The 23,298-nt window shown below is 58.1% G+C and carries 20 protein-coding genes; 6 read left to right on the forward strand and 14 right to left on the reverse strand.

Annotation, left to right across the window (positions count from 1 at the left end; genetic code table 11):
• Positions 1-40 precede the first annotated feature (40 nt).
• The 11 genes from K3727_13175 to K3727_13225 form a co-directional block, all read right to left on the reverse strand.
• Positions 41-460 carry a secondary thiamine-phosphate synthase enzyme YjbQ gene (locus K3727_13175; GenBank protein UWQ89764.1) on the reverse strand — a complete coding sequence of 140 codons (420 nt, stop codon included), beginning with the start codon at positions 458-460 and terminating at the stop codon, positions 41-43.
• Between the two features lie 64 nt (positions 461-524).
• Positions 525-941: a hypothetical protein gene (locus K3727_13180; GenBank protein UWQ89765.1), complete on the reverse strand. Its 417-nt coding sequence runs from the start codon at positions 939-941 to the stop codon at positions 525-527.
• Positions 942-945: 4 nt separating this feature from the next.
• Entirely contained in the window at positions 946-1,320 is a 375-nt protein-coding gene (locus tag K3727_13185; protein ID UWQ93371.1) for a hypothetical protein, read from the reverse strand.
• A 218-nt stretch (positions 1,321-1,538) separates the two neighbouring features.
• Complete coding sequence (gene rpoD / locus K3727_13190; protein UWQ89766.1) at positions 1,539-3,524, reverse strand: RNA polymerase sigma factor RpoD; 1,986 nt, start codon at positions 3,522-3,524, stop codon at positions 1,539-1,541.
• 114 nt (positions 3,525-3,638) lie between these two features.
• Positions 3,639-5,606 carry a DNA primase gene (gene dnaG, locus K3727_13195; GenBank protein ID UWQ89767.1) on the reverse strand — a complete coding sequence of 656 codons (1,968 nt, stop codon included), beginning with the start codon at positions 5,604-5,606 and terminating at the stop codon, positions 3,639-3,641.
• 118 nt (positions 5,607-5,724) lie between these two features.
• A complete protein-coding gene (locus K3727_13200; protein ID UWQ89768.1) occupies positions 5,725-6,030 on the reverse strand; it encodes a hypothetical protein in 306 nt (101 codons plus the stop codon).
• 37 nt (positions 6,031-6,067) lie between these two features.
• Positions 6,068-6,613 (reverse strand): sarcosine oxidase subunit gamma, encoded by a 546-nt coding sequence (locus K3727_13205; GenBank protein UWQ89769.1) that lies wholly within the window; start codon positions 6,611-6,613, stop codon positions 6,068-6,070.
• A complete protein-coding gene (locus K3727_13210; protein UWQ89770.1) occupies positions 6,606-9,536 on the reverse strand; it encodes a sarcosine oxidase subunit alpha family protein in 2,931 nt (976 codons plus the stop codon). Before K3727_13210 ends, K3727_13205 begins: the two co-directional genes overlap by 8 nt.
• A complete protein-coding gene (locus K3727_13215; protein UWQ89771.1) occupies positions 9,533-9,802 on the reverse strand; it encodes a sarcosine oxidase subunit delta in 270 nt (89 codons plus the stop codon). Before K3727_13215 ends, K3727_13210 begins: the two co-directional genes overlap by 4 nt.
• 96 nt (positions 9,803-9,898) lie before the next feature.
• Positions 9,899-11,152 (reverse strand): sarcosine oxidase subunit beta family protein, encoded by a 1,254-nt coding sequence (locus K3727_13220; protein ID UWQ89772.1) that lies wholly within the window; start codon positions 11,150-11,152, stop codon positions 9,899-9,901.
• Positions 11,153-12,479: 1,327 nt separating this feature from the next.
• Positions 12,480-13,910, reverse strand: a complete 1,431-nt coding sequence (locus K3727_13225) for a Glu/Leu/Phe/Val dehydrogenase (GenBank protein UWQ89773.1) — start codon at positions 13,908-13,910, stop codon at positions 12,480-12,482.
• A gap of 474 nt (positions 13,911-14,384) precedes the next feature.
• On the opposite strand from K3727_13225, the gene K3727_13230 reads away from it, so the two are divergent.
• Genes K3727_13230 through K3727_13240 form a run of 3 tightly spaced genes read left to right on the forward strand, consistent with a single transcriptional unit; the run spans position 14,385 to position 17,150 of the window.
• A complete protein-coding gene (locus K3727_13230; GenBank protein UWQ93372.1) occupies positions 14,385-16,004 on the forward strand; it encodes a hypothetical protein in 1,620 nt (539 codons plus the stop codon).
• The gene (locus tag K3727_13235) at positions 16,001-16,549 is read left to right on the forward strand and encodes a pilus assembly protein (GenBank protein UWQ89774.1); all 549 of its coding nucleotides are present in this window, start codon (positions 16,001-16,003) and stop codon (positions 16,547-16,549) included. Before K3727_13230 ends, K3727_13235 begins: the two co-directional genes overlap by 4 nt.
• 4 nt (positions 16,550-16,553) lie before the next feature.
• A complete protein-coding gene (locus K3727_13240) occupies positions 16,554-17,150 on the forward strand; it encodes a pilus assembly protein (protein ID UWQ89775.1) in 597 nt (198 codons plus the stop codon).
• Between the two features lie 28 nt (positions 17,151-17,178).
• Here the strand turns inward: K3727_13240 and K3727_13245 are convergent, their stop codons facing one another.
• Positions 17,179-17,685 (reverse strand): hypothetical protein, encoded by a 507-nt coding sequence (locus K3727_13245; protein ID UWQ89776.1) that lies wholly within the window; start codon positions 17,683-17,685, stop codon positions 17,179-17,181.
• A 108-nt stretch (positions 17,686-17,793) separates the two neighbouring features.
• Positions 17,794-18,750: an NAD(P)-dependent oxidoreductase gene (locus K3727_13250; GenBank protein ID UWQ93373.1), complete on the reverse strand. Its 957-nt coding sequence runs from the start codon at positions 18,748-18,750 to the stop codon at positions 17,794-17,796.
• A 122-nt stretch (positions 18,751-18,872) separates the two neighbouring features.
• Here K3727_13250 and K3727_13255 point away from each other — a divergent pair, with 122 nt between their 5' ends.
• Both K3727_13255 and K3727_13260 read left to right on the forward strand, forming a co-directional pair.
• Positions 18,873-19,751, forward strand: coding sequence for a LysR family transcriptional regulator (locus K3727_13255; protein ID UWQ89777.1), 879 nt, complete (start codon positions 18,873-18,875; stop codon positions 19,749-19,751).
• A gap of 45 nt (positions 19,752-19,796) precedes the next feature.
• Complete coding sequence (locus K3727_13260) at positions 19,797-20,999, forward strand: 4Fe-4S dicluster domain-containing protein (protein UWQ89778.1); 1,203 nt, start codon at positions 19,797-19,799, stop codon at positions 20,997-20,999.
• Positions 21,000-21,064: 65 nt separating this feature from the next.
• Here the strand turns inward: K3727_13260 and K3727_13265 are convergent, their stop codons facing one another.
• Complete coding sequence (locus K3727_13265) at positions 21,065-22,243, reverse strand: adenylate/guanylate cyclase domain-containing protein (GenBank protein UWQ89779.1); 1,179 nt, start codon at positions 22,241-22,243, stop codon at positions 21,065-21,067.
• A gap of 138 nt (positions 22,244-22,381) precedes the next feature.
• Between K3727_13265 and K3727_13270 the strand changes: the two genes are divergently transcribed.
• A complete protein-coding gene (locus tag K3727_13270; GenBank protein ID UWQ89780.1) occupies positions 22,382-23,293 on the forward strand; it encodes a pirin family protein in 912 nt (303 codons plus the stop codon).
• Positions 23,294-23,298 lie beyond the last annotated feature (5 nt).

Genomic DNA, 23,298 nt, shown 5'->3' on the forward strand with positions numbered 1-23,298 from the left:
CTTTGGGTAGAGGGGAATTGCAACCGCTAGATAAAGGTGGTCAGCCCAGATGTGCGGCAACGCGGCGGGTGTGGGGGGCTGTGCGGTGTTCAAACAGATAGATGCCCTGCCAGGTTCCCAAAACCATCCGACCCTGCGCCACCGGTATCGACAGGCTGACCGGCATCAGTGTCGCCTTGATATGGGCGGGCATGTCATCGGGACCTTCATAGGTATGGCGCAGATAGGACATCGACGCATGGGTGCTTGACGGGACCAGCCGGTCAAAAAATGCCCGTAAATCACTCTGGACCTCGGGGTCGGCATTCTCCTGAATGATCAGAGAGCAGGACGTGTGCCGCACGAACAACGTCAACACACCATCGCGTGGCCCATCCAGCGCGTCCAGCCACCGCGCCACATCCTGGGTGAATTCATACAGGCCAGCGCCGGATGTGCGCAGAGAGAATTCATGGGTCATCGTAATGTCCTGCCCTGCTTCATCTACCGGTTTCAGACAAGCCCACCTCTACCAAGGCTGAGACTCAAAAGAACCGGTCCCGCCTGTAGTTGCCAAAACAATACTGTCGGGCCATGCCGACGCTCAGGTTTTCCCCCACACGTTTTATCGACAGGGAATAGGATTGCCCCGTGTCGGCATTGGCGGGTTTGGTAAATCCGAACCGTACGGATTTGTAATTCGACCGGGTCGCGGACGGCCCCATCGGGGCGACCAGATAGACCCTATCCTTGGTCGGGACCCGGGCTTGGCGCACCGCATAATCTCCGATCGCGCACCAGAAATCCGTCGTGGCCGACCCCGCACGGGACAACACTTCGACGGTGCCGTCGCTCAGCGCAAAAACTTCGAGACCACTGCTTGCGCGCCACGCCATGGCCGGGGCCCCCATGTGAGGCAACGCCACAGTTGCTGCCAGAGCCAATTTATACATCATACGCATGGCTTCAGAACCTGTCCGGAATTGCCGAGCAATACAGATTGGCCTGCTGAACGCTCATGCTTTCGCCAGGCTTTAACGAATTCAACCGAACCGAATTGTTTTCGATCGGCGTTATTCCGGCCGCCTGCGGAGACATGGTGAACTGAACCGCGGATCTGCGGTTGGTCGTGACGCTTTGGCCCCGACCCTGAACCAGATATACGCGATCGGTCCATCCGGCATTCAATGCGCGGCGGGCATATTCCGACGCGGCGCACCAGAATTGCTGGGCAGACGAGGCGGTGCTGCGCCCGATCACCTCAAAGACCACATCATTCACCTGGTTGACCCGGGCACCATCGCGGGTCGAAAATGCGCTGGCCGAGGTCGCCATGGTCATCCCGATCAGACCAACACTGAAAACACGTAAGACTTGGGCAATCATTTTTGAGGCCTCCAAATTAGGCTAAGCGGCCCGACAATCCGAACCAATTTTTTAATCAATGTAAGCTGGTCGAAATGCGTTTCCAACAGGCAGGCGCAAATATCGCGGTATCGTGCGACGGCGTGAAAAAGGCGCCCCCGGACGGGGACGCCTCAGACTGAATTTCACGTGGCTTACTGGTCCAGGAAGCTGCGCAGTTTGCGCGACCTGCTGGGGTGCTTCAGTTTGCGCAGAGCCTTGGCTTCGATCTGGCGAATCCGTTCGCGGGTCACGCTGAACTGCTGGCCCACTTCTTCCAGCGTATGATCGGTGTTCATACCGATGCCAAAACGCATCCGCAGAACCCGTTCTTCGCGCGGTGTGAGCGAAGCCAGAACCCGAGTGGTTGTTTCCTTGAGATTTTCCTGAATGGCACTGTCCAGCGGCAGCACTGCATTCTTGTCCTCGATGAAATCGCCCAACTGGCTGTCTTCTTCGTCCCCAATCGGAGTTTCGAGCGAAATCGGCTCCTTGGCGATTTTCATCACCTTGCGAACCTTTTCCAGCGGCATCTGCAGCTTTTCGGCCAATTCTTCGGGCGTCGGTTCACGGCCGATTTCGTGCAGCATCTGCCGACCGGTCCGAACCAGCTTGTTGATCGTTTCGATCATGTGCACCGGAATTCGGATGGTACGGGCCTGATCCGCGATGGACCGCGTGATCGCCTGACGGATCCACCAGGTCGCATAGGTCGAGAACTTGTAGCCCCGGCGATATTCGAATTTGTCGACCGCCTTCATCAGGCCGATGTTCCCTTCCTGAATGAGATCCAGGAACTGTAGGCCGCGGTTGGTGTATTTTTTGGCAATCGAAATCACCAGACGCAGGTTGGCTTCCACCATTTCCTTTTTGGCCTGGCGCGCTTCTTTTTCACCCTTTTGAACCTGCTGCACGATGCGGCGGAATTCGCTGATGTCCAGACCCACATAGGTACCGACCTGGGCCATGTCTGCGCGCAGTTCCTCGACCTTCTCAGAGGAGCGCTCAAAGAACATCTGCCAGCCACGGCCGGGCTTTTCGCCCATGTCCGTCAACCAGTTCGGGTCCAGTTCGCGCCCACGATAGGCTTCGACAAATTCGCGACGGTTGATGCGGGCCTGGTCGGCCAGTTTCACCATCTGCCCGTCGATCTGCATGACGCGTTTGTTGATGCCGTACAGCTGGTCGATCAGCGCTTCGATCCGGTTGTTATGCAGATGCAGGCCGTTCACCAGCTCAACGATCTCGGACCGCAGGGACTGATAGGTGGCTTCGTCCTTGGCGCTGAACGTGCCGTCTTCGTTCAGAGTTGCCGAAATCCGGCTGTCCTGCATTTCCGACAACATGGCAAAGTCGGTCGAGATCCGTTCCAGTGTGGTCAGCACCTGATCTTTCAACGCGGCTTCCATTGCGGCCAGCGACATGTTGGCCTGTTCGTCCTCGTCGTCATCATCATCCGCGGCGATCGGATTGCCATCGGCGTCCAGTTCGGGACCTTTTTCTTCGGTCTTGGTCGCAGCCACAGCCGAAGTATCAACGACGGGTTCTTCTTCCTCTTCGTCATCCAGCTGGTTGCCGAACGTGGCTTCCAGATCGATAACGTCGCGCAGAAGAATGTCTTCGGACAACAGTTCGTCGTGCCAGATGGTAATCGCCTGGAAGGTCAGCGGGCTTTCGCACAGCCCCAGGATCATGGTGTTGCGACCGGCCTCGATCCGTTTGGCAATCGCGATTTCGCCTTCACGGCTCAACAGCTCAACACTGCCCATTTCGCGCAGGTACATGCGAACCGGATCGTCGGTGCGGTCCAGTTTTTCGGACGCGGCACCGGCCAGAGTCACTTCACGCGGCCCGTCGGTTGTCACCAGATCGGTCGGCCCCTTGTTCTGGGCATCGTCGTCTTCGGCTTCTTCGTCTTCGATAATGTTGATGCCCATTTCCGAGAGCATCGACATCACGTCTTCGATCTGTTCCGAACTCACCTGATCAGGCGGCAAAACCTGGTTCAGCTGGTCATAGGTGATATAGCCCTTCTCCCGGGCTTCCGCGATCATCTTCTTGACGGCGGCCTGGCTCATGTCCAGCGAGATTTCGGCGTCCTGTTCTTCAGGCTTGCGGTCGTCGGTGTCTTTGGCGGCCATTCATTGCTCCTGCAGGTGCTGGGGGCGATTCGGTTTGGACGAATCATTAGCGGGATCTGATGATTCGTCACCCCGTTTATCGAATTTTCTTTCGGTCTTCCTTACCAAAACGACTCAACGTCGTTTCTTGGCAAAGTCGATGTTCTTGGTCAGCGCATCAAAAAGGCTACGTTCTTCGCGGTTCAACTGAACCCCATTGTCGGCAACTTCGTATTCGGCTTTGTCCTCACTCTCGCTGCGCACAGCCTTGTTCCGCGCCTCGGCGGCCTGGCGCAACCGCCAGGTCAAAGCCTCATCCGCCAGATCCGTCAGGTCCTGTTCGGCTTCGGCAATTTCTGCATCCAGTCCGCGCAATGCGTCGAGTTTCGCGAATTCTTCGGTCAGCGTCAGACGTGCCATTTCGATATCGCCGGGTTTGCGCAAGCAGGGACTAATAGCCACATGGCGCAGCGCATACAGGTTTTCAAGGGCTTGGGGCCCAATTCTGTATTCGATTTCTTCACCCAGCCGTTCTGGTGCGTCGATCCCACAGCTCAGAATAATGTCACGCAATTGGGCGTATTCCTGATCCGAACAGATCATCCCATCGAATTTGGTTTCAAAGTCAGCGATCACTTGAGGGGTGGCGATGGCAATGGCCAGAATGACCGCTTCGCGCATTTGCTGGCTCGCCTTGTCGCCAGCAGCCGCCAGCAGCGAACTCTTGGTTCCGGGCATCGGCACCGGTGGGGCCCCACGCGGGCGCCATTGAGATTTTCCGCCACCATAGGTGTTCGACCGCGATTGTGGGCGTCGTCCCTGACGAAACAGCTCCCAGCGCATCTCCTTGATGTCTTCGCCATAGTGGGTCCGAATCGACGGATCGCGAATCAGTTTGATCTTGTCGCGCAGCACCTTGTCGAGCGCAGCCTTGCGTTCGGGGCTGTCAAAGACCTTGCCCGCAGTTTCACGTTGCCACAACAGGCGCACCATCGGGATCGCCTGATCCAGCACCTTTTGCACCGCAGCCGGACCTTCGGCCTTGAGCAGATCATCGGGATCCTTGCCGTCCGGCATCAAAGCAAAGCGCAGGGATTTGCCCGCCTCCAAAAGCGGCAGGGCCAGGTCGATCAATCGCATCGCCGCGCGCAAACCTGCGGTGTCGCCATCCAACGCGATGATCGGTTCATCCGAGATGCGCCACATCAGTTGCAATTGATTTTCGGTGACGGCCGTGCCCAATGGGGCCACCGATGCCTCGAACCCGGCCTCGGCCAGGGCAATCACATCCATGTATCCTTCGGCCACGATCAGCGGCAGCCCCTTGCCCGCCGCGACCCGTGATGGTGCGTGGTTATACAGGCTGCGCCCCTTGTCGAACAATTCGGTCTCGGGCGAGTTCAGGTATTTTGCATTGTCCGTCGGATCCATCGCCCGCCCGCCAAAGGCGATGCATCGCCCCCGCGCGTCGCGAATGGGAAACATGATCCGGTTGCGAAACGTGTCATAGGGTTTGCCGCCCTTGGTCGATGGTTTGGCCAGCCCGGCCCCCATGATCAGATCTTCCGGAACACCTTTGCCCCGCAGATGATCCCACAAATGCTGCCATCCCTCCGGGGCAAAGCCAATCTCCCAACGCTCCTGCGCCCGCGGATCCAGACCACGCCCCAGCACGTAATCGCGCGCTGCGCGCCCCGCCCCGGTGCTCAGCTGCAACCGGAAGAACTGGACCGCCTGTTCCATGACCTCGGCCAACAACACGCGGCGGTCCTGTTTTTGTTGTGCCTTGGGGTCACGTGCAGGCATTTCCATCCCGGCTTCCTGCGCCAGGATCTCAACCGCTTCCATGAAACCGACGTTCTCGGTCTCTTGAATAAAGCTCAGCGCGTCGCCCTTTTGATGACAGCCAAAGCAGTAATAATAGCCTTTGCGGTCATCGACATGGAAGGAGGCGGTCTTTTCGTGGTGGAATGGGCATGGGGCCCACATGTCGCCCTTGCCCTGGTTCGACTTGCGCTGATCCCACATGACTTTGCGCCCCACAACCTGAGACAGGCTGGTTCGGTTGCGCAGTTCATCAAGAAATCCGGGGGGCAAGGACATGGGGCGATTGTGTCAGACTGGCAGGGCGACGCCAAGAGGCGCGCCGACAAAAGCAGAGAAAGCCCGTACAATGGGCGCGACGCGTCGGGTGATCAGGCCGTGCGATCAATCCGCGCGATCAGGGCTGTTTCAAACACATTTCACGCCAGATCGCGCCCAGGTCCTCGGTGCGGATGGCCTTCATCTTTTGCTCATACACCCAGGGCGCGATCAATGGCACGGCGTTGTTGAAGCTCTCCGGCCAGCTCGGATTGGTCGCGGCCACGGCCTCGGGAACCTTGCGTTCGCTGACCCGGTCCAGCCGGGCCTGCTGAACGGCGGCCACCACATCCGCCTGATACCCACAGCTTTCCTCTTTGCTCAATTGCTGAGCAAAGGCGGGGCCCGTGGCGAGAACGGTGATCAGGGTCAAGCGGGTCAACATCAGGGCAGCTCCGGAATCAGGTCAGGTCCCGGTGATCTTACCCCCGTGCGGCGACAGCTTCCATGGCTGACTTGAGATCATGTATCAAAGTCTGCGCCATGGATCGTAATACCATGATCTGAAACGCCCCATCCGACAGGCGGGTTATGGAGGCCGCCATATGCGCCAATTCGGTGCGCAGCGTCTGTCCCGGATCAAATTGGCCAGGCCGCAGATCCACCGGTGCCAGGCGTGCCAGAACCTCTTCGGCCCCCACCCCAGCCAGACGCACAACCGCCCAGGCATCGCCTTGATCTGTCAAAGCTGCGAGCGTGGACAATTTTTCATCCGGTGCCGCACCCAACAAAACCGCCTGATTGCGCCCAAACCAGATCACCTGCCCGCCATCACCGAACAGTGCCTGACCTGGGTCCGGAAACCCGACCCCATGGGCCGCGCGCAAATGATCCGACACCGCCTGTCCCTTGCCGATATAGGGCGCGACGGACGTCATCACCCCAACCTGCATTTCGCTCAGCGTGATCGCCCCGATGGTTGTCGGGACCAGCCCGTCACAGGGTGTTTTTGCACTCAATTCAACCACGCAACCGCCCTCCTTCAGGGTCAAAGAACACTGGGTTCACCACTTCACACAGGGTATCTACACCGCGCAGATGATCGACCAGCCTGACCTGCTGGCCCATTCGCTCGGGTCCGTTTTTCAGGAACCCCAGCGCAATCATGTGACCCAGGGTCGGCGAATGCCCTACCGAAGTCACATATCCCTGATCATTCACCCGCTCGACCGTGTCACCGGGGGTGAACAAATGCGCTCCGGCGGTCAGCTCTCCCCCCGACTCCAGAGGTTTCAGCCCGACCAACCGTTCGCGGTCGGCCTCTGACAATCCGGGGCGCTGCGCCATCGGTTTTCCCAGGCACTCTTTTTTCTTGGAAACCATCCCCTGCATGCCGACGTCAAACGCGGTGGTGCGCCCGTGAATTTCGGCATGGGTGATGAATCCTTTTTCGATCCGCAGCACGTTCAGCGCCTCCATCCCGTAGGGACCGCCACCGATGGCTTCGGCCCGGGATGTCAGTTCGCGAAACAGGCTGTCACCAAACCGGGACGGCACCGCGATTTCATAGGCATGTTCGCCCGAAAACGATATTCGGAACAGCCGCGCGTTGACACCGCCAATGGCGACTGCCCCGCAGGACATGTACGGAAAGCTGTCGTTGTCGATTGGCGTATCCATCAAATCGTTCAACACATCACGTGCCTTGGGCCCGGCAACAGCAAACTGCGCCCATTGTTCGGTGACCGACGTGAACCGCACATCCCATTCTGGTCGCAGCGCCTGAGTGATATACTCTAGGTGCTTCATGACTTCGCCCGCTGCGGCTGTGGTCGTCGTCATCACATAATGATGCTCTCCCAATCGTGCAGTGGTGCCATCGTCCATGACAAATCCGTCTTCGCGCAGCATCAGCCCATAGCGCACGCGCCCGATCTTGAGCGTACTGAACATGTTGGTATAGGCATAATCCAACAGCTTGCCCGCGTCCGGCCCCTGAATGTCGATCTTGCCCAGCGTGGACACATCACAGACCCCAACAGCCTCGCGCACCATGTTGACTTCGCGATTGCAACTCTGCTGCCAAGTGGCTTCACCGGATTGCGGAAAATAGCTGGGGCGATACCACAGCCCTGCCTCGATGAACGGCGCACCACGGGCAACGGTGGCGGCATGCGAGGTGGTGAACCGCTCCGGTTTGAACCCTTTGCCTTCGGCCCCTGCCCCCATCGCCGCGAGCGACACCGGGTTGAACGGAGGACGGAATGTGGTTGTTCCGGTTTCGGGAATGGCGCGCCCCGTGGCATCCGCCAAAACCGCCAGCGCCCCCATGTTCGAAGACTTCCCCTGATCGGTGGCCATACCCAGCGTGGTATAGCGCTTCATGTGCTCGACCGAGCGAAAGTTTTCCACCGCGGCCTGTTTCACATCCTTGACCGTGACGTCGTTCTGAAAATCCAGCCACGCCCGGCCTTTGCCCGGTACCGCCCAAAGCGGGCTCATGGCATAGGGCGCGTCCTCTGCCCGGGGCAAGGCGATCTCGGGCACCGAATACCCCAGATCATCCAGGGCGGTCCGCGCCACCGCAACGCCCTCGCCCAGACAGGCGGCTGTGCTGAAGGTGCCGTTGGCCGCGCCTGCCGCGCTCAACCCCGGGATCATCCCGGGCTTGGGCACAAAGGCGGCAATGTCCGCGCGCCATATCGGGCGTCCGTTCTGGTGACAGGTCAGATGCACATTCGGGTTCCATCCGCCAGACATCGCCAGACAATCGGTCAGGATTTTTTCCGTCCCGCTGACCGTACGCACCGTGATCGATTCAACCCGTTTGCGCCCGCCCGCATCACAAACCTGCGCCCCGCGATACACCCGGAACATGTTGGACTGAGGAGCATCATGGCGGCTGTCTATCAGAGCGGCCACATGCACACCCGCAGCCACCAGATCCTGCGCTGTGCGATGAGCCTGATCATTGTTTGCAAAAACGGTGACCCGCCTGCCCGGTGCCACGCCCCATCGGTTCAAATAGGCCCGCACGGCCCCGGCGGTCATGATCCCCGGCCGGTCGTTGTTGCGGAAGGCCACCGGGCGCTCGATGGCCCCGGCGGCCAGAACGGCACGTTTTGCGACAATCCGCCAAAAGCATTCCAGAGGGGCCTTGCCGGTGCGCGCTTTGTGGTGGGTCACCTTTTCCAGCGCCGCATACGTCCCCTGATCATAAGCACCCACAACGGATGTGCGCGTCATCAGCCGTACATTGTCCATACTGCGCAATTCGGCCAGGATACTCTCGGCCCAGTCTGAACCAGCCATGTCATCAACGGTTTCGCTCTCTGCCAACAACCGCCCGCCCATGCGCGAATCTTCGTCTGCCAGAATCACATCCGCCCCGGCCCGACCTGCGGCCAGCGCCGCCATCAACCCCGTGGGTCCCGCCCCAATCACCAGCAGATCGCAAAAGGCATAGGCTTTTTCATAGCGATCCGAATCTGCTTCCCCCGACAGCGCGCCCAGACCGGCAGCGCGCCGGATCATCGGCTCATAGATTTTCTCCCAGAATGCAGCTGGCCACATGAAGGTCTTGTAATAGAACCCCGCGCCAAAGAACGGGGCCGCAAGATCATTCACCGACATCACGTCCAGATCCAACGACGGCCAACGGTTCTGGCTCGACGCCTCCAACCCTTCAAAAATCTCCTGCACCGTGGCGCGCATGTTGGGCTCGCGATTGGTGCCCGATCCAATGGTCACCAACGCGTTGGGCTCTTCGCTCCCCGCACTCAACACGCCGCGCGGGCGGTGGTATTTGAACGACCGCCCCATCAGATGCACATCATTGGCCAACAGTGCCGAGGCCAGAGTGTCCCCCTCCAGGCCCATATAATCACGCCCGTCAAAGCGGAACGAAACGCTCGCCGCACCGGCGGTCAGCCCCTTGCCTGCAATTCTCATCGCGGACCTCCCAGATCGGCGTCTTGGGCCAATTGCGACCCCAGCATTTCATGGGTCGCGACATTGCGCTCCACAACAACCCAGGATCCACATCCCATCTCGTGATACCACAGCTCCTTGAGCGGGCCCGCCGGATTGTCCCGCAGATTCACATATTCATGCCATTGCTCAATCGGTGCATCCGCGGCCGGGCGCTGCAACGCAGCACCTTGATAATAGAACTCGCGGCGATCACGCTCACCGCAAACTGGACAGGTGACCCTCATGCGCCGCGCTCCTTCTTCATCTCGCCACAAAAACTCCGGGGGTGAGGCCGCATGGCCGAGGGGGCAGCGCCCCCTGCCCCGGTCGCTTCACATCGATCAATGCAGGTTATGTTGTGCACCGGTCCCCTCCTCATCCATCAGGTCATAGCCGGTCTCGAACCGGTCCAACTTGAATTTTGTGGCCGCGTCATGCGGCCGGTCCGTGGCGATCAGATGGGCAAAGCAATGGCCAGACGCCGGGGTCGCCTTGAACCCGCCATAACACCAGCCGGCGTTCAGGTAGAGCCCGTCGATATGCGTTTTGTCGATGATCGGTGAGCCGTCCGGCGTCATGTCCATGATCCCACCCCAACTGCGCAGCAAACGCGCCTTGGCCACGGCCGGTACCATGGCAACACAGGTCTCCATCGTGTGCTCGACCATCGGCAAATTGCCCCGCGCCGCATAGGAGCTGTAGAAATCCAGGTACGACCCGAACACCAACCCGCCCTTGTCCGACTGACTGATATAAAGATGCCCTTCGGCAAAGGTGATCACATGGTCGATGATCGGTTTCAGCCCCTCAGACACAAACGCCTGCAACACATGGCTTTCAACAGGCAGGCGCATCCCCGCCATGGCCGCCACCTGACCGGATCGACCCGCCGCAGCCATGGCGACCTTTTTGGCCCGGATCGGCCCGCGTGAGGTCTGCACCCCGACGACTTTGCCGTTTTCAATGTCGATGCCGGTGACTTCGCAGTTCTGGATCAGGTCCACCCCACGTTGATCGGCACCACGGGCAAAACCCCAGGCCACCGCATCATGGCGCGCGGTGCCAGCCCGGCGCTGCAAAAGCGCACCCATGATCGGAAACCGGTTGTTGTCATAATTCAGGAACGGCACCATCTCCCGCAGCTGTTCGCGGCTGACCAGTTCAGCATCATCGCCCTGGTTGACGATGGCATTGCCGCGGCGCACCGCACCGTCACGTTGGCCATCATTGTGATACAGATTCAAAATCCCGCGCTGGGACATCATCGCGTTATAGTTCAGGTCCTGTTCCAGCCCTTCCCACAGTTTCAGGGAATGGGAATAGAATTCGGAATTGCCCGGCAAAAAGTAGTTGGCCCGCACAATCGTGGTGTTGCGCCCGACGTTACCGCCCCCCAGATACCCTTTTTCCAGGACCGCGATGTTGGTCAGCCCGTGTTCCTTGGCCAGATAATATGCCGTGGCCAAACCATGGCCACCGCCACCGATGATCACTGCGTCATATTCCGCCTTGGGCTGCGGATCACGCCAATGGGGTTTCCACCCCTTGTTGCCGGTCAGCCCTTCTTTGAAAACACGCCAGCCTGAAAACCGCATGATCACTCTCCCCTTCGAACCCGAACCCCCAAGAGCGCGCGACGCGCCCGGTTCGCCCTCAACCTGTTGTCCCCCACCCATACCGGTCAGAGCAAGTAGATTTCGACGTCGACGTCACACGAACTAACCACATATGTCTAGTGCTAATTCCGTCACAGCATGTCGCAAAATAATCATGGTGACAAATTTCGGGAAACAGACGGGCCGCTGTAGTCGGATCTGGCGCAAGTTGCACATCTGGATGGATGAGGAACTGCTGGATGGTTGGGCAGGCTTCGTCACCAACAGCTGAATCGGGGATGCGCCCAAGCGACCCGATGTATTGAACCAAATCCCGCCGCCTAAGAATGCACAGACCTGGAACCCGACAAACGACGGAATCTGTGCCCGCAATGGCTCGGTCAATGCGTTGCAATATCCGGGCCGCATCTGTGGCTACGTTGGGGCGGGCACCACCGCCACAGCCGCGTTGAACCGAAGATGCACTGTCTGAAACTCTTTGGCCAATCAAGGATGGCCAGGGGGTTTGAAAAGAAGGTCGCGGAAATCCAGATCCGCATCGCAGTCCTGAACCGCAGGTACGGATTTTGATATACCCATCACTGAGCCCGAAAGCTAAATCCGTCTGGGTTATGGGAGAGACCGAACATCACCCGAAGTGCGCAGCAAAGCCCCCGCAGCTGAACCACAAAGATCCCGCCCAAATGGTCCGTGCAAAACGCGCCCTGTGTTGCAATGGTCCCGCAGCGGGACCGGAGCCGTGGCAGCCTTGGGCATCTCCGACCTGTCGCGCCACGAGACAATCCCGCAGGAGGCATTCAAGATGATGGAGCGACCGGTGGACCCGCGAGTTTTGGGATCCACGCGCGCATTATAGGCGGTTGGCAGCAGTGGGTAAGCGATCTGTAGATGATCTTTTGACCAGGAAAAAGATCGGGCTTGTCAGGTGGTCTTCAGGCCGAAACACCCCAGGCCGATCGCCTCCTTTTGTGGGACACTTTTCCTTTGTCCCAGCAGCGCTTGCGCGCCAGATGGCAGATTTTAGGATCACAGTGGCTGCGCGCGCCCGATCACGAAACTCTTAACTACGAAACTCTGTCAGCCACCCTTTCAAGGATCTGCAAAGAACATGGCAGAAACCCGACAAGAAAAGGCTATCCCAAAGTGTGGCAGCATTGGCCGCGGCCAATCGGACGGGCCTAATCAGGATACCATGAGCACCATTGCCCAAACCGCAGGAGCGGGCTTGTAAGAAGGTTTCAGTTTGGAAATCGAAACCGGCGCACCAGAAATCCTGCGCGCCGGTTTCCTATCGTTGTTTTCAGGCTTACAGCCCTTTGGCCCGGTAGCTCTTGGCCACCTTGTCGATGGACACCAGATAGGCGGCGGTGCGCAGGTCGGTGACATCGGCCCGGCTGTGCCAGACCTCACGCATCGATTGATAGGCGATCCGCATCGTATCATCGAGCCCGGAGCGCACCAGCTCCAGCTCTCCTGCGCCGCGAAGGTATTTCTGTTTGAAATCCGGCGAAGGGGACCAAGCCTTACCCATGGCATCGCTCAGGCTCTCCAATTGATCCACCACCAACTGATGGCGCGCCTCTTCCTGGCGGCGCTGCATCCGGCCAAAGCGGATATGGCTGAGGTTCTTGACCCATTCGAAATAGGACACCGTCACACCGCCGGCATTGGCGTACATGTCCGGAATGATCACAGTGCCTTTCTGGCGCAGGATATCATCCGCCCCTGCAGTCACTGGGCCATTTGCTGCTTCGATAATCAGGGGGGCCTTGATCCGGTCCGCGTTGGACAGATTGATCACCCCTTCCAGAGCCGCCGGAATCAGAATGTCGCATTCTTCCTCCAAAACGGCCGCGCCTTCGGCGGAATGGGTCGCATCCGGGAATCCTGTGACCCCGCCATGTTTGACGATCCAGTTGCGCACCCCTTCGACGTCCAGCCCATCGGGATTAAACAGCGCACCATCGCGTTCGATAATGCCGGTCACCCTGCAGCCGTCCTCTTCGCTCAGGAATTTGGCGGCGTGATACCCCACATTGCCCAACCCCTGAACAATGACCCGCTTGCCATCCAGCGTGCCGGTCAGACCAGCCTTTTCCATGTCGCGCGCATCACGAAAGAACTCATGTAGGGCGTATTGCACCCCGCGCCCTGTCGCTTCGGTCCGGCCCTGGATCCCGCCGGCATTGATCGGCTTGCCCGTGACACAGGCGCGCCCGTTGATGTCCGTGGTGTTCATGCGCATGTATTGATCCGAGATCCACGCCATTTCCCGTTCCCCTGTCCCCATGTCGGGTGCAGGCACGTTTTGGGAGGGATGGATGAGATCCCGTTTGATCAGCTCATAGGCAAACCGGCGTGTGATCTGTTCCAGTTCATGTTCATCATATTGGCGCGGATCAATGCACAATCCGCCTTTGGACCCGCCAAAGGGTGCCTCGACCAGGGAACATTTATAGGTCATCAGCGCCGCCAGCGCTTCGACCTCGTCCTGGTTGACGGAGGGGGCGAAACGAATTCCGCCCTTGACCGGTTCCATATGTTCCGAATGCACGGATCGATACCCGGTAAACGTCTGGATCTGCCCCCGCAGGCGCACCCCGAACCGCACGGTATAGGTCGCATTACAAACCCGGATTTTCTCTTCCAAACCTGGTGGCAAATCCATCAGGGCAACCGCCCGATTGAACATCAAATCCACGCTCTCGCGGAAACTCGGTTCGTTGGCTCGCTGCATTCGGCAATTCTCCGTTGTTGAGGGGCAGGTCTCTTCTCAGAATGATTTTGTTCGACTCGGACCTTGTTCAGAATGTCTGTCCTACTATGACAACTTTCTTAAGAAGTGCGACCAATTTAGGCATTCCAAAAACTGAAAGTAAGACTTTGGAGGCTCCCAAGACGCTGAATACCAGCGATTCGCCCCTTCTGTCCCCGAACCGGAAACAGCAGGCAGCCGATGTGTGGAATGTAAATTAAACACCCGGTAATTCACCACATTTCGCACAGATTTCGCCCAAATTCGGCCATGTTCCACAGGCAAAAAGTCGGAGACTAAGTGTATCTATTGCTTGCTTGCCCGATGCGGGTGGAAGAGGTCCCGATGTGTGTCCGTTACCTATTTGAAAAGGGGAATTCTGTGCGTCCACGCACCAGATTTCTCAACAAAATATCGGCTCACGGCAAACGCTTTGCGCGTGAAGAAGACGGAACTCTGCTGATTTTCGGCGTCTATGTGTTCCTGATGATTCTCATGATGGGCGGCATCGGAATTGACATGATGCGGTTCGAACGTGACCGCACCAATCTGCAATATACGCTGGACCGCGCGGTGTTGGCGGCGGCGGACCTTGATCAGACATTGGACCCGACCGATGTGGTCAACGACTATTTTGCCAAGGCGGGTTTGTCCGAATACCTGTCTGGCGTGACCGTCTCCGAAGGTTTGGGATTCCGGAATGTGAACGCCACCGCCTCGGCCGACATCAAAACCCAGTTCATGCACATGGCCGGCGTGGATACGCTGTCCGCTCCTGCAAGCAGCACAGCCGAAGAAAGCATCGGCAGCGTCGAAATTTCCCTGGTTCTGGATGTGTCCGGGTCGATGAATTCGAACAGCCGTCTGACCAACCTCAAAAGCGCGGCGCGGGATTTCGTCGATCAGATGGTCGACAACACCGAAGACGGCAAGCTGTCGATGTCGATTGTTCCCTATGCCACTCAGGTCTCGATGCCATCAGAATTTCTGGACCAGTTCAATTTAACCGGCGAAAACCTCTATTCCAATTGCGTGAACTTTGACCCGGTTGATTTCGACACCACCGAAATTGACGACAGCGTTGCGCTGGAGCGCACCATGCATTTCGATATCTGGACACGTGGCAATTACAGCAGCCACGACCGGCGCCCCTATGGTGGCACCGTGAGTTACCCGATCTGCGAAAACTCCGATGCCCGAGAGTCATTGATCATGCAAAAGGATCGAAACGAACTCAAGAATTTCATTACAAACCTGTCGGCGCGCGGCAATACGTCCATCGACCTGGGGATGAAATGGGGCACGGCCCTGTTGGACCCCAGTGTGCGCAGCGCCACCAATGCGATGATCGGTGACGGCATCGTCCCCTCTGATTTTGCCGCCCGTCCCAGCGCCTTTAACGACTCTGACACGCTTAAAATCATCGTGTTGATGACAGATGGACAAAACACGTCGCAATACTACGTGGATGACGATTTTCGCACGGGCGGTTCCACAGTCTGGTGGAATGAAACAGCCCAAAGATATTCCGTCAGAAACCCGGCAAACGGTTTGTACTATTGGAAAGACGCAACGGACAGAGGCGACTCCGGAGATCTGGAAGCCGTCTCAAAGTGGCAAGATCACCCGTATGGTAACGGCACATATACCAAATGTACCAGCTATAGTTATTACTATGGATGCCTTGCCACCCAAGACGACCAACCCGAAAGCGGTTCTTCGTATGAGTTGAGTTTTGCCGAACTCTGGGCCCATACACCGGTCCAATTTGTCTGGAAAAGCATCATGGCTCCGTGGATGGGCTCTTATAACGCCCGGGACGAATGGTACTATGATGTGCGCCGCTATGTGAATTCCAGCACCAAGAATTCCCGCACCAAAGACATCTGTGATACGGCCAAGGACGCTGGGGCGATCGTGTTCACCATCGGGTTCGAAGCCCCCTATTCCGGCCAGGCCGTGCTGGCAGATTGTGCCAGCTCGGACGCCCATTACTTTGATGTGGACGGGTTGGAGATCTCCGAGGCCTTTTCGTCGATCGCATCGTCAATCCGCAAGCTGAGGTTGACCCAATGAGTATTGGTAAAAAGTTGCTGTCACGCCTCCCGCTCAGGCGGTTCGCCCGCGCCGAGGATGGCTCGGCCACCGTTGAATTTGCGATCACGTTTCCGGCGATGCTGTTTTTCCTGCTGTCGGGTGTGGAACTGGGGTTTGTCACCCTGCACCACGCCAGCCTTGAACGGGCGCTGGACATGACGGTACGAGACATTCGCCTGGGCACCGGGTCTGCCCCCCAGCACGATGAGATCAAGGATCTGATCTGCGTTCGGGCCGGGTTCATCGAAAACTGTAGTGCGAACCTGAAGCTGGAAATGGTGTCGATGGATCCGTTCAACTGGACCGGGTTGGACACGGACGCTGATTGTACGGATGCATCCGAAGAAGTGGCTCCGGTACGCAGTTTCGTCAACGGCCAGTCAAATGAACTGATGATTTTGCGCGCCTGCGCCAAAATTGATCCAATTTTCCCGACAACGGGTTTGGGTCAGAACATGGTCAAGGACGCCGCCGGGCAATACGCTCTGGTGTCGACCTCGGCCTTTGTTCAGGAACCGAGGTGATCTGATGTTGAAACGGCTCCTACAACGGCTCAGGGATTTTGCCCAACGCACAGACGGGAATGTGTCCGTGGAGTTCGTCCTGGCCATGCCCATGGTGTTCTGGTCCTTTATGGCCGTCTATGTCTTTTTTGACGGATACCGCCAGAGCACGGTGAATCTGAAATCCGCCTATACGATCAGCGATTTGCTGTCGCGTGAAACCAATGCGGTGGATGACGATTACATCGACAGCATGTATTCACTGCTGCAGGTTCTGACACGGTCGCGTTCTGTGAGCAGACTTCGCGTGACCGTCGTACGCTGGGACGAAGATGACGCGCGCTATTATGTCGATTGGTCCGAAGCGCGTGGCTATGAAACCGTTCTGACCAATGCCACAATCAGCGGCTTTGAAGACGATCTGCCAATCATGCCGGACAACGAACGGGTCATTCTGGTCGAAACCCGCAATGTCTTTGTGCCATTGTTCAATGTCGGCATGGAAGACAAGAACCTGGATAACTTTGTCTTTTCACGCCCCAGATTTGCCCCCAAGCTGGACTTTGACGGACCATTGTCGGGCGGCGATGACCACGATGATTTGACCGGCGGGGACGCTTGACGTCACCCGAAACCGATACGACGGCGGGTCACCTTGGCAGTGGCCCGTTTTCTTTTTGATACAGTATCGCCGCGAGAATTTCGGCCATGGCCTTGCCCTGGGCACCCGGCGTCACCCCACCGACGCCGATCCGTCGCCCCATACGCCACCACAACCCGGGTTGCCAGACACGACCGTTCGATGATCGGGTCCGCACCAAAAACCCATGCGATGGTTTGAACGCAAAGAACCCGCGATCAATCCCGTCGATATCCTCAATCTCGGCAATCAGGGTTCCGTCCGAGCAGCGCAATTGCGTGTGCGTCAGCTCGATGGAATGTTCCGTCGCCTGCCACATCCGGACCGCGCTCCACAGCGCACCAACCCCGACCACCAGCAGAAACACCAGCCATTCGGGTTCAGGCGGCGAGGAAAGCGCCACATAAAGCACTGCGCTGCCCACCGACCCCAGCATCCCGACCCCCATGATCCGGCGCGGCGCAGATGCTTTCATTGTTGCCAGTATTTCGTCCGACATGTCCCTGCTCCCGGTCATATTCTGTTGTCACATACCGGGGCCATACCGCGAAACCGCCGGGACGAACAGCCCCGGCGCAGGATCCATTGGGGCAGTCCCGCAGGAATGCCCGACAGACGCGGGTGCCTATTCGGCCGCCGCACGCCGGATCTTGACCTCGTATCCCGGCTCTTCTGGTTCATCGTCAATCAGTTCCGTCGGAAACCCCGGCGCGGTAATCGACAGGCCCGTGGCCTCCTCCAGCCGTTCGATCATCCGATCGGATTGGGCGCGCTCGCCATAGCGACGTTGGCCGTCCTTCATCATCTCGATCATCACCGGAGACAATTCCAGCGGCACGTTGTTGCGATCCGCCAGGGTCTGGAACAGGCCAATGTCCTTCATCACCAGATCCATGGTGAAATTCACATCCCGCGATCCGGACAGGATCAGCTGGCTTTCGGTCTCATGCGCGAATGAATTCCCTGACGACATGGCAATCGCTTCGTAGGTCATTCCCAGATCCATGCCGCAGGCCTTCATTACCGTCAGCGCCTCGCAGACCGACAACAGGTTGATATTGGCCAGATAGTTTGTCATCACCTTGAGAATGCTGGAATTCCCAATCTCACCCACATGCAGAATCCGGCGACCCATTTTGGTCAGCAGCGGCAGGATCCGGTCAAAGGTTTCGCGTTCGCACCCGGCATAGATCGAGATATTTCCTGTATCTGCTCGGTGGCATCCCCCTGACACCGGACAGTCCACCGGATGACCGCCCCGTTCAGTGACCAACGCACCAAGACGTTTGACCTCGGCCACATCCGTGGTCGACATCTCCATCCAGACTTTGCCCGCCGTGACTTCCGGCAGCATCTCCTGCACCACTGCATCCGACGCCGCAGGCGACGGCAGGCATGTGATGACCGCATCACAGTCGCGCATCATCTGTGCCGGGCTTCCTCCGGCCTTGGCCCCCCGATCAACAAAGCTCTGCACCAGGTCCGCATCCAAATCGTGGACACATAGATCCACGCCATTGCGCAACAGCGATCCAGAGAGCTTGCCGCCTACATTGCCCAGGCCGATGAAGCCAACTTTCAGATCGGTACCCATCGCGTTCTCCTCATATCCGCGGGATTTCTTTATTACACCGGGCTAACTTGACCTTCGTTAAAAGAAAAACGAATAATAATACGATCTGACCCCTAAATTATTTGTGGCACATGTCCGATCTTCCCAATCTTGTCTGGCTGCGTGCCTTCGAAGCTTCGGCCCGGTTGCGCAGTTTTACCGCCGCAGCTGATGAGCTGGGCCTGACCCAGGCCGCCGTCAGCCACCAGATCCGCAGTCTCGAAAAGAGTTTTGGCGTGACTCTTTTCATCCGGCGGGCCCGGCATCTGGAACTGACCGAAATCGGCCACGCGTATTACCCATCCATTTCCCAGGCCTTGGATGACATTGCCTATTCAACGCGCGGTCTGATCGGTCCCGGATCCGCGCCGGCCGTTACCTTGCGGGCGCCGATTTCGACGGCTGTTTTGTGTGTTGCGCCCCGATTGGGCGCTTTTCACGCGACGCATCCCAACATACGGGTCCGGCTGGTCTCGGCCGTCTGGGCCGACAGCACATCCGATACCGAGGTGGATATCGACGTGCGATTGGGACCATCCAGCTGGTTTGATCGTCGGGCGCATCTGCTGTCGACCGAAACCGTCATCCCGGTGGCCAGCCCCACCCAGGCCCCACAGCTGACTCGACTGACAGACCTGTTTTCGCAAACCCTGATTCACATACATGGCAATCAGGATCACTGGTTGCGCCTGTCCAAACACCAGAACATACCCTTGGAGGACCGGAAAACCGCGCTTTTTGTCGACACGACACTGGCCGCGATCGAGCTGGCTGCATCAGGAGCAGGCGCAGCAATGGTCATGCGGCGATACGCAGAAATGCCGTTTGCGCAAAACCGGCTGGCACAGGTCGGAGCGGCTGAGATCCCCATGGGTCAGGGGCATTATCTGATGCCCACCGTTGGCGAGAGACCAAAAACCAACGAAGTCACCCTTGTAAGGGACTGGATCACGTCGGTCTTTGAAGCATGAAATACATCTCTTGCGCCCGGTATTTTCCCCCGATACGGTCACCACATGGCATGGCCCCAGAACACTCCTCCACACCGCGATGACGATGCCCGCGCCGGGATCGACGTCACCGATGATTTCGAACGATTTTCTCAACGCAACGACGTTTTTACCCGGGCGTTCTGGGATGATCGGGTAAAATCCAAACACACCAAAAAATTCTTTTCTTCCTACCGGATGGAAGCCGCGCCACGCCGCGGTGACGGGTTCACCCAACGCGACTTTGCCCTGCGCAATGCCGCTTGGCTGATTTCAGACATTGTTTCCAATCGCAAAGCATCCGAGGGGCTGCGCGAAGGGTTTCAGGCACCGATCCAACCCGACACTCCGGTGGCCTCGGACGCGCTGGAGATCGACGATCCGGCCAAGATGTCGGTGGAAATCAAACGGATTTCCAAATTCTTTGGTGCCGACCTTTGTGGCATTACAGACTTTGATGAACGCTGGCTCTACAGCGCCCGGGTTGACGCACGCGATTTCTCCGAAGCGCCGCATGAACTGCCCCAAGGATTGAATTCCGTCATCGTGCTGGGCCACGAAATGGACAAGGATCTGGTGGCCACCTACCCATCCGCCCTGGCAGGGGCGGCAACCGGTCGGGAATACAGTCACGAAGCTGCGATCGTGATGCAGCTTGCTGCCTACATTCGAAACCTCGGCTACAAAGCGGTGCCCTCGATGAACGACACCGGCCTGGTGATCCCCTATGCGGTCAAGGCGGGTCTAGGGGAGTACGCCCGCAACCAGATGGTGATAACACCCGAATTCGGACCTCGGTTGCGGTTTTCAAAAATATTCACCAATCTGCCGCTTTCTCATGATGTTGCTCAACCGCGTGGCGTAAAGTCCTTTTGTGACATCTGCACCAAATGCGCAGACGCCTGCCCGGTCAAGGCGTTGCCCTTTGGTCCCCCAGAGGTGGGCGGGCACAATGTGTCAGCCATCAAAGGCGTCCGAAAATGGACGTCGGACGCTGAAAAGTGCTTCTCCTTTTGGGCCAAAATGGCCTCGGATTGCGCAATCTGCATGCGGGTTTGCCCTTTTAACCGGGACTATGACCGCCTGCGGGATAGATTATGGTTGAAGCTGGCCTTGTCTCCGCTGCGCAAGCTGGCGCTGCGGTTGAGCAAAGGGCATGGAGCCCGGACCAAACCGGGAGACTGGTGGGCCCCGACCAATCGCTCCCCAAAACGCGACCAAGAGTTTTAGAAAAAACTCTTGGCAAATTTCTTAGATAAGAAATTTGCGCCTGGGACGACCGAAGGCGCGACGGATCAAACCGCATAGACAATTTCAAGCTGGCTCAGCCCCTTTAACCGATGGGCCCCACAGCTGCGTCCGGGTATCCGAGACCGGGTTCTGAACTGCGAAGACACCAGCAAAGGTTCATCCAGGCTGCTGCAAAGCCCTGCCAATCGTGCAACCAAATTCACGTCCCGGCCAATCACCGTGTAATCCAGCCGCATTCCGGCCCCGACATTTCCAAAGGCCACCTCGCCAGCATGAAGGGCGATTCCGACGTCGAAGGTGGGTTCTCCGCTGCGCTGTCTCACTCGGGCCAATACTTCTCGGGCCGCGACCAGCGCACGTTCACAGGCATCCTCTTCGCCGTCCTGGACCCGAAAAATGGCCAGCACACCGTCCCCCATGAATTTCAAGACCTCACCGCCCACCTCTTCGACAGGCGGCACAACACAATCAAAATAGGCGTTCAACAGATCGGTGGCCGCGCGGGCGCTCATCTCGGCCGTCAGTTCTGTAAACCTGCGCATGTCAGCCAACAGGATCACAGCACGGATGTGCATGACGTCGCCGCGATGCACGTCGCCAGACAGGATGCGCCTGTGCGGTTCCTCCCCCACATAGATCCGCAACACCTCTTGCATGGAGCGTGAGGTCGCCAGAATATCCTGACAGGCCGCCAGCGCCGGGAAAACCGCGCGCAAGAAGGCCAGATCCGTTTTTGAAAATCCCTCAGGTGCGCGGGTGGCAAAACTGAAAGTGCCGTTGCGCCCCATCTTCATAAAGACAGGAGCCATCACATATTGGGTGTACCCGTCCTGTTTCAGTTCGGCCACGATCCCATATCGATCATCTGGCGTTTCCGGCAGCCACAAATCAACCCATTGGCCTGTGCGGTGCACGTCTGCGGCCGGAGAATGCGCATAGCCTTCGCCGCTATCGTCTGAGTATGGAAACAGAAAGCTGCGTGTCCCCTTGCCCAGCTCCCAGAACCGGGCGCTTGCCACGGCTTCGGCATGCAGGAGCGACACGATGGACGTGGCTCGTTCCAACGGAACCCCTGCGGCGTGGATGCGTTCGGACATGGCAATCAGCACATCATCGGCATCTGCCAGGAGCAGGGCTTCGCCCAGCATGAAATCAATCAACTCCAAGGCTGCCACCAACGTGTCAGACGGCAAACTGGCCAGAATTTCCGATGAACGGGTCATGCCACCAGAATACCCTGATGTCATCCAACCCGACAAGGGACCTGTGCAAACCTGCACACAGCCCCTGCCCGCGGGACTGTTGTTTCGGACCAACGCAGCGATACGTATAGAACAACCACAGTCACAGGAGACACCACCATGTCCATCCGCCCCGTTCTGGAAACACGCCCGGCCCACCCCACGCTCGAAGGGGCTGGCGTCAAGCTGCACCGCGCGTTCGGCTTTCAGGATCCGACCGAATTGGATCCCTTCCTGTTGTTTGACGATTTTCGCAATGACCGCCCCGAGGATTTTGCCAAAGGCTTTCCGTGGCACCCCCATCGCGGCATTGAAACGATCACATATGTGTTGTCAGGCAGCGTCACCCATGAGGATTCTCTAGGCAACACCGGAGCCCTGGGTGCCGGAGACGTTCAGTGGATGACCGCTGGTTCCGGAATCATGCACCAGGAAATGCCAACGGCCAGCGCGACCGGCCAGATGCATGGCTTTCAGCTCTGGGGCAATTTACCCGCAGCGCAAAAAATGACCGACCCGCGGTATCAGGACGTCCAGGCCAAAGAGATTCCCCATGTCATTGATGACGACGGTACATTGGTCAAAATCATCGTGGGATCCTTCTGGGGCAAGACTGGCCCGGTCGACGGAATCGCGGCCGATCCACAATATCTGGACGTGACCATCCCGGCAGGGGTGCGCAAGACGCTGCCCATCGACACCTATCGCCGCGCTTTTGCCTATGTGTTCGAAGGGGCCGGTGCCTTTGTCGATGCCGCACGCCCGACCGGTGTGTTGTTGGAAAAGGAAGTCCTGGGGCAAGAACTCAACATCCGAGACATGTCAGGGAACCGCACATTGGTGCGATTTGGCAGCGGGGATGAGATCACTGTTCAGGCCGGACCAGAGGGGGTGCGGTTTCTGCTGATCACCGGTGCCCCGATCCAGGAACCTGTGGCCTGGCACGGCCCCATCGTGATGAACACCCGCGACGAATTGAAGACCGCCATGCAGGACTTGCGCAATGGGACTTTTATCAAGGCTGCTCACTGAACCCA

Source organism: Rhodobacteraceae bacterium M382 (assembly GCA_025141015.1).
Lineage (GTDB): Bacteria > Pseudomonadota > Alphaproteobacteria > Rhodobacterales > Rhodobacteraceae > Aliisedimentitalea > Aliisedimentitalea scapharcae.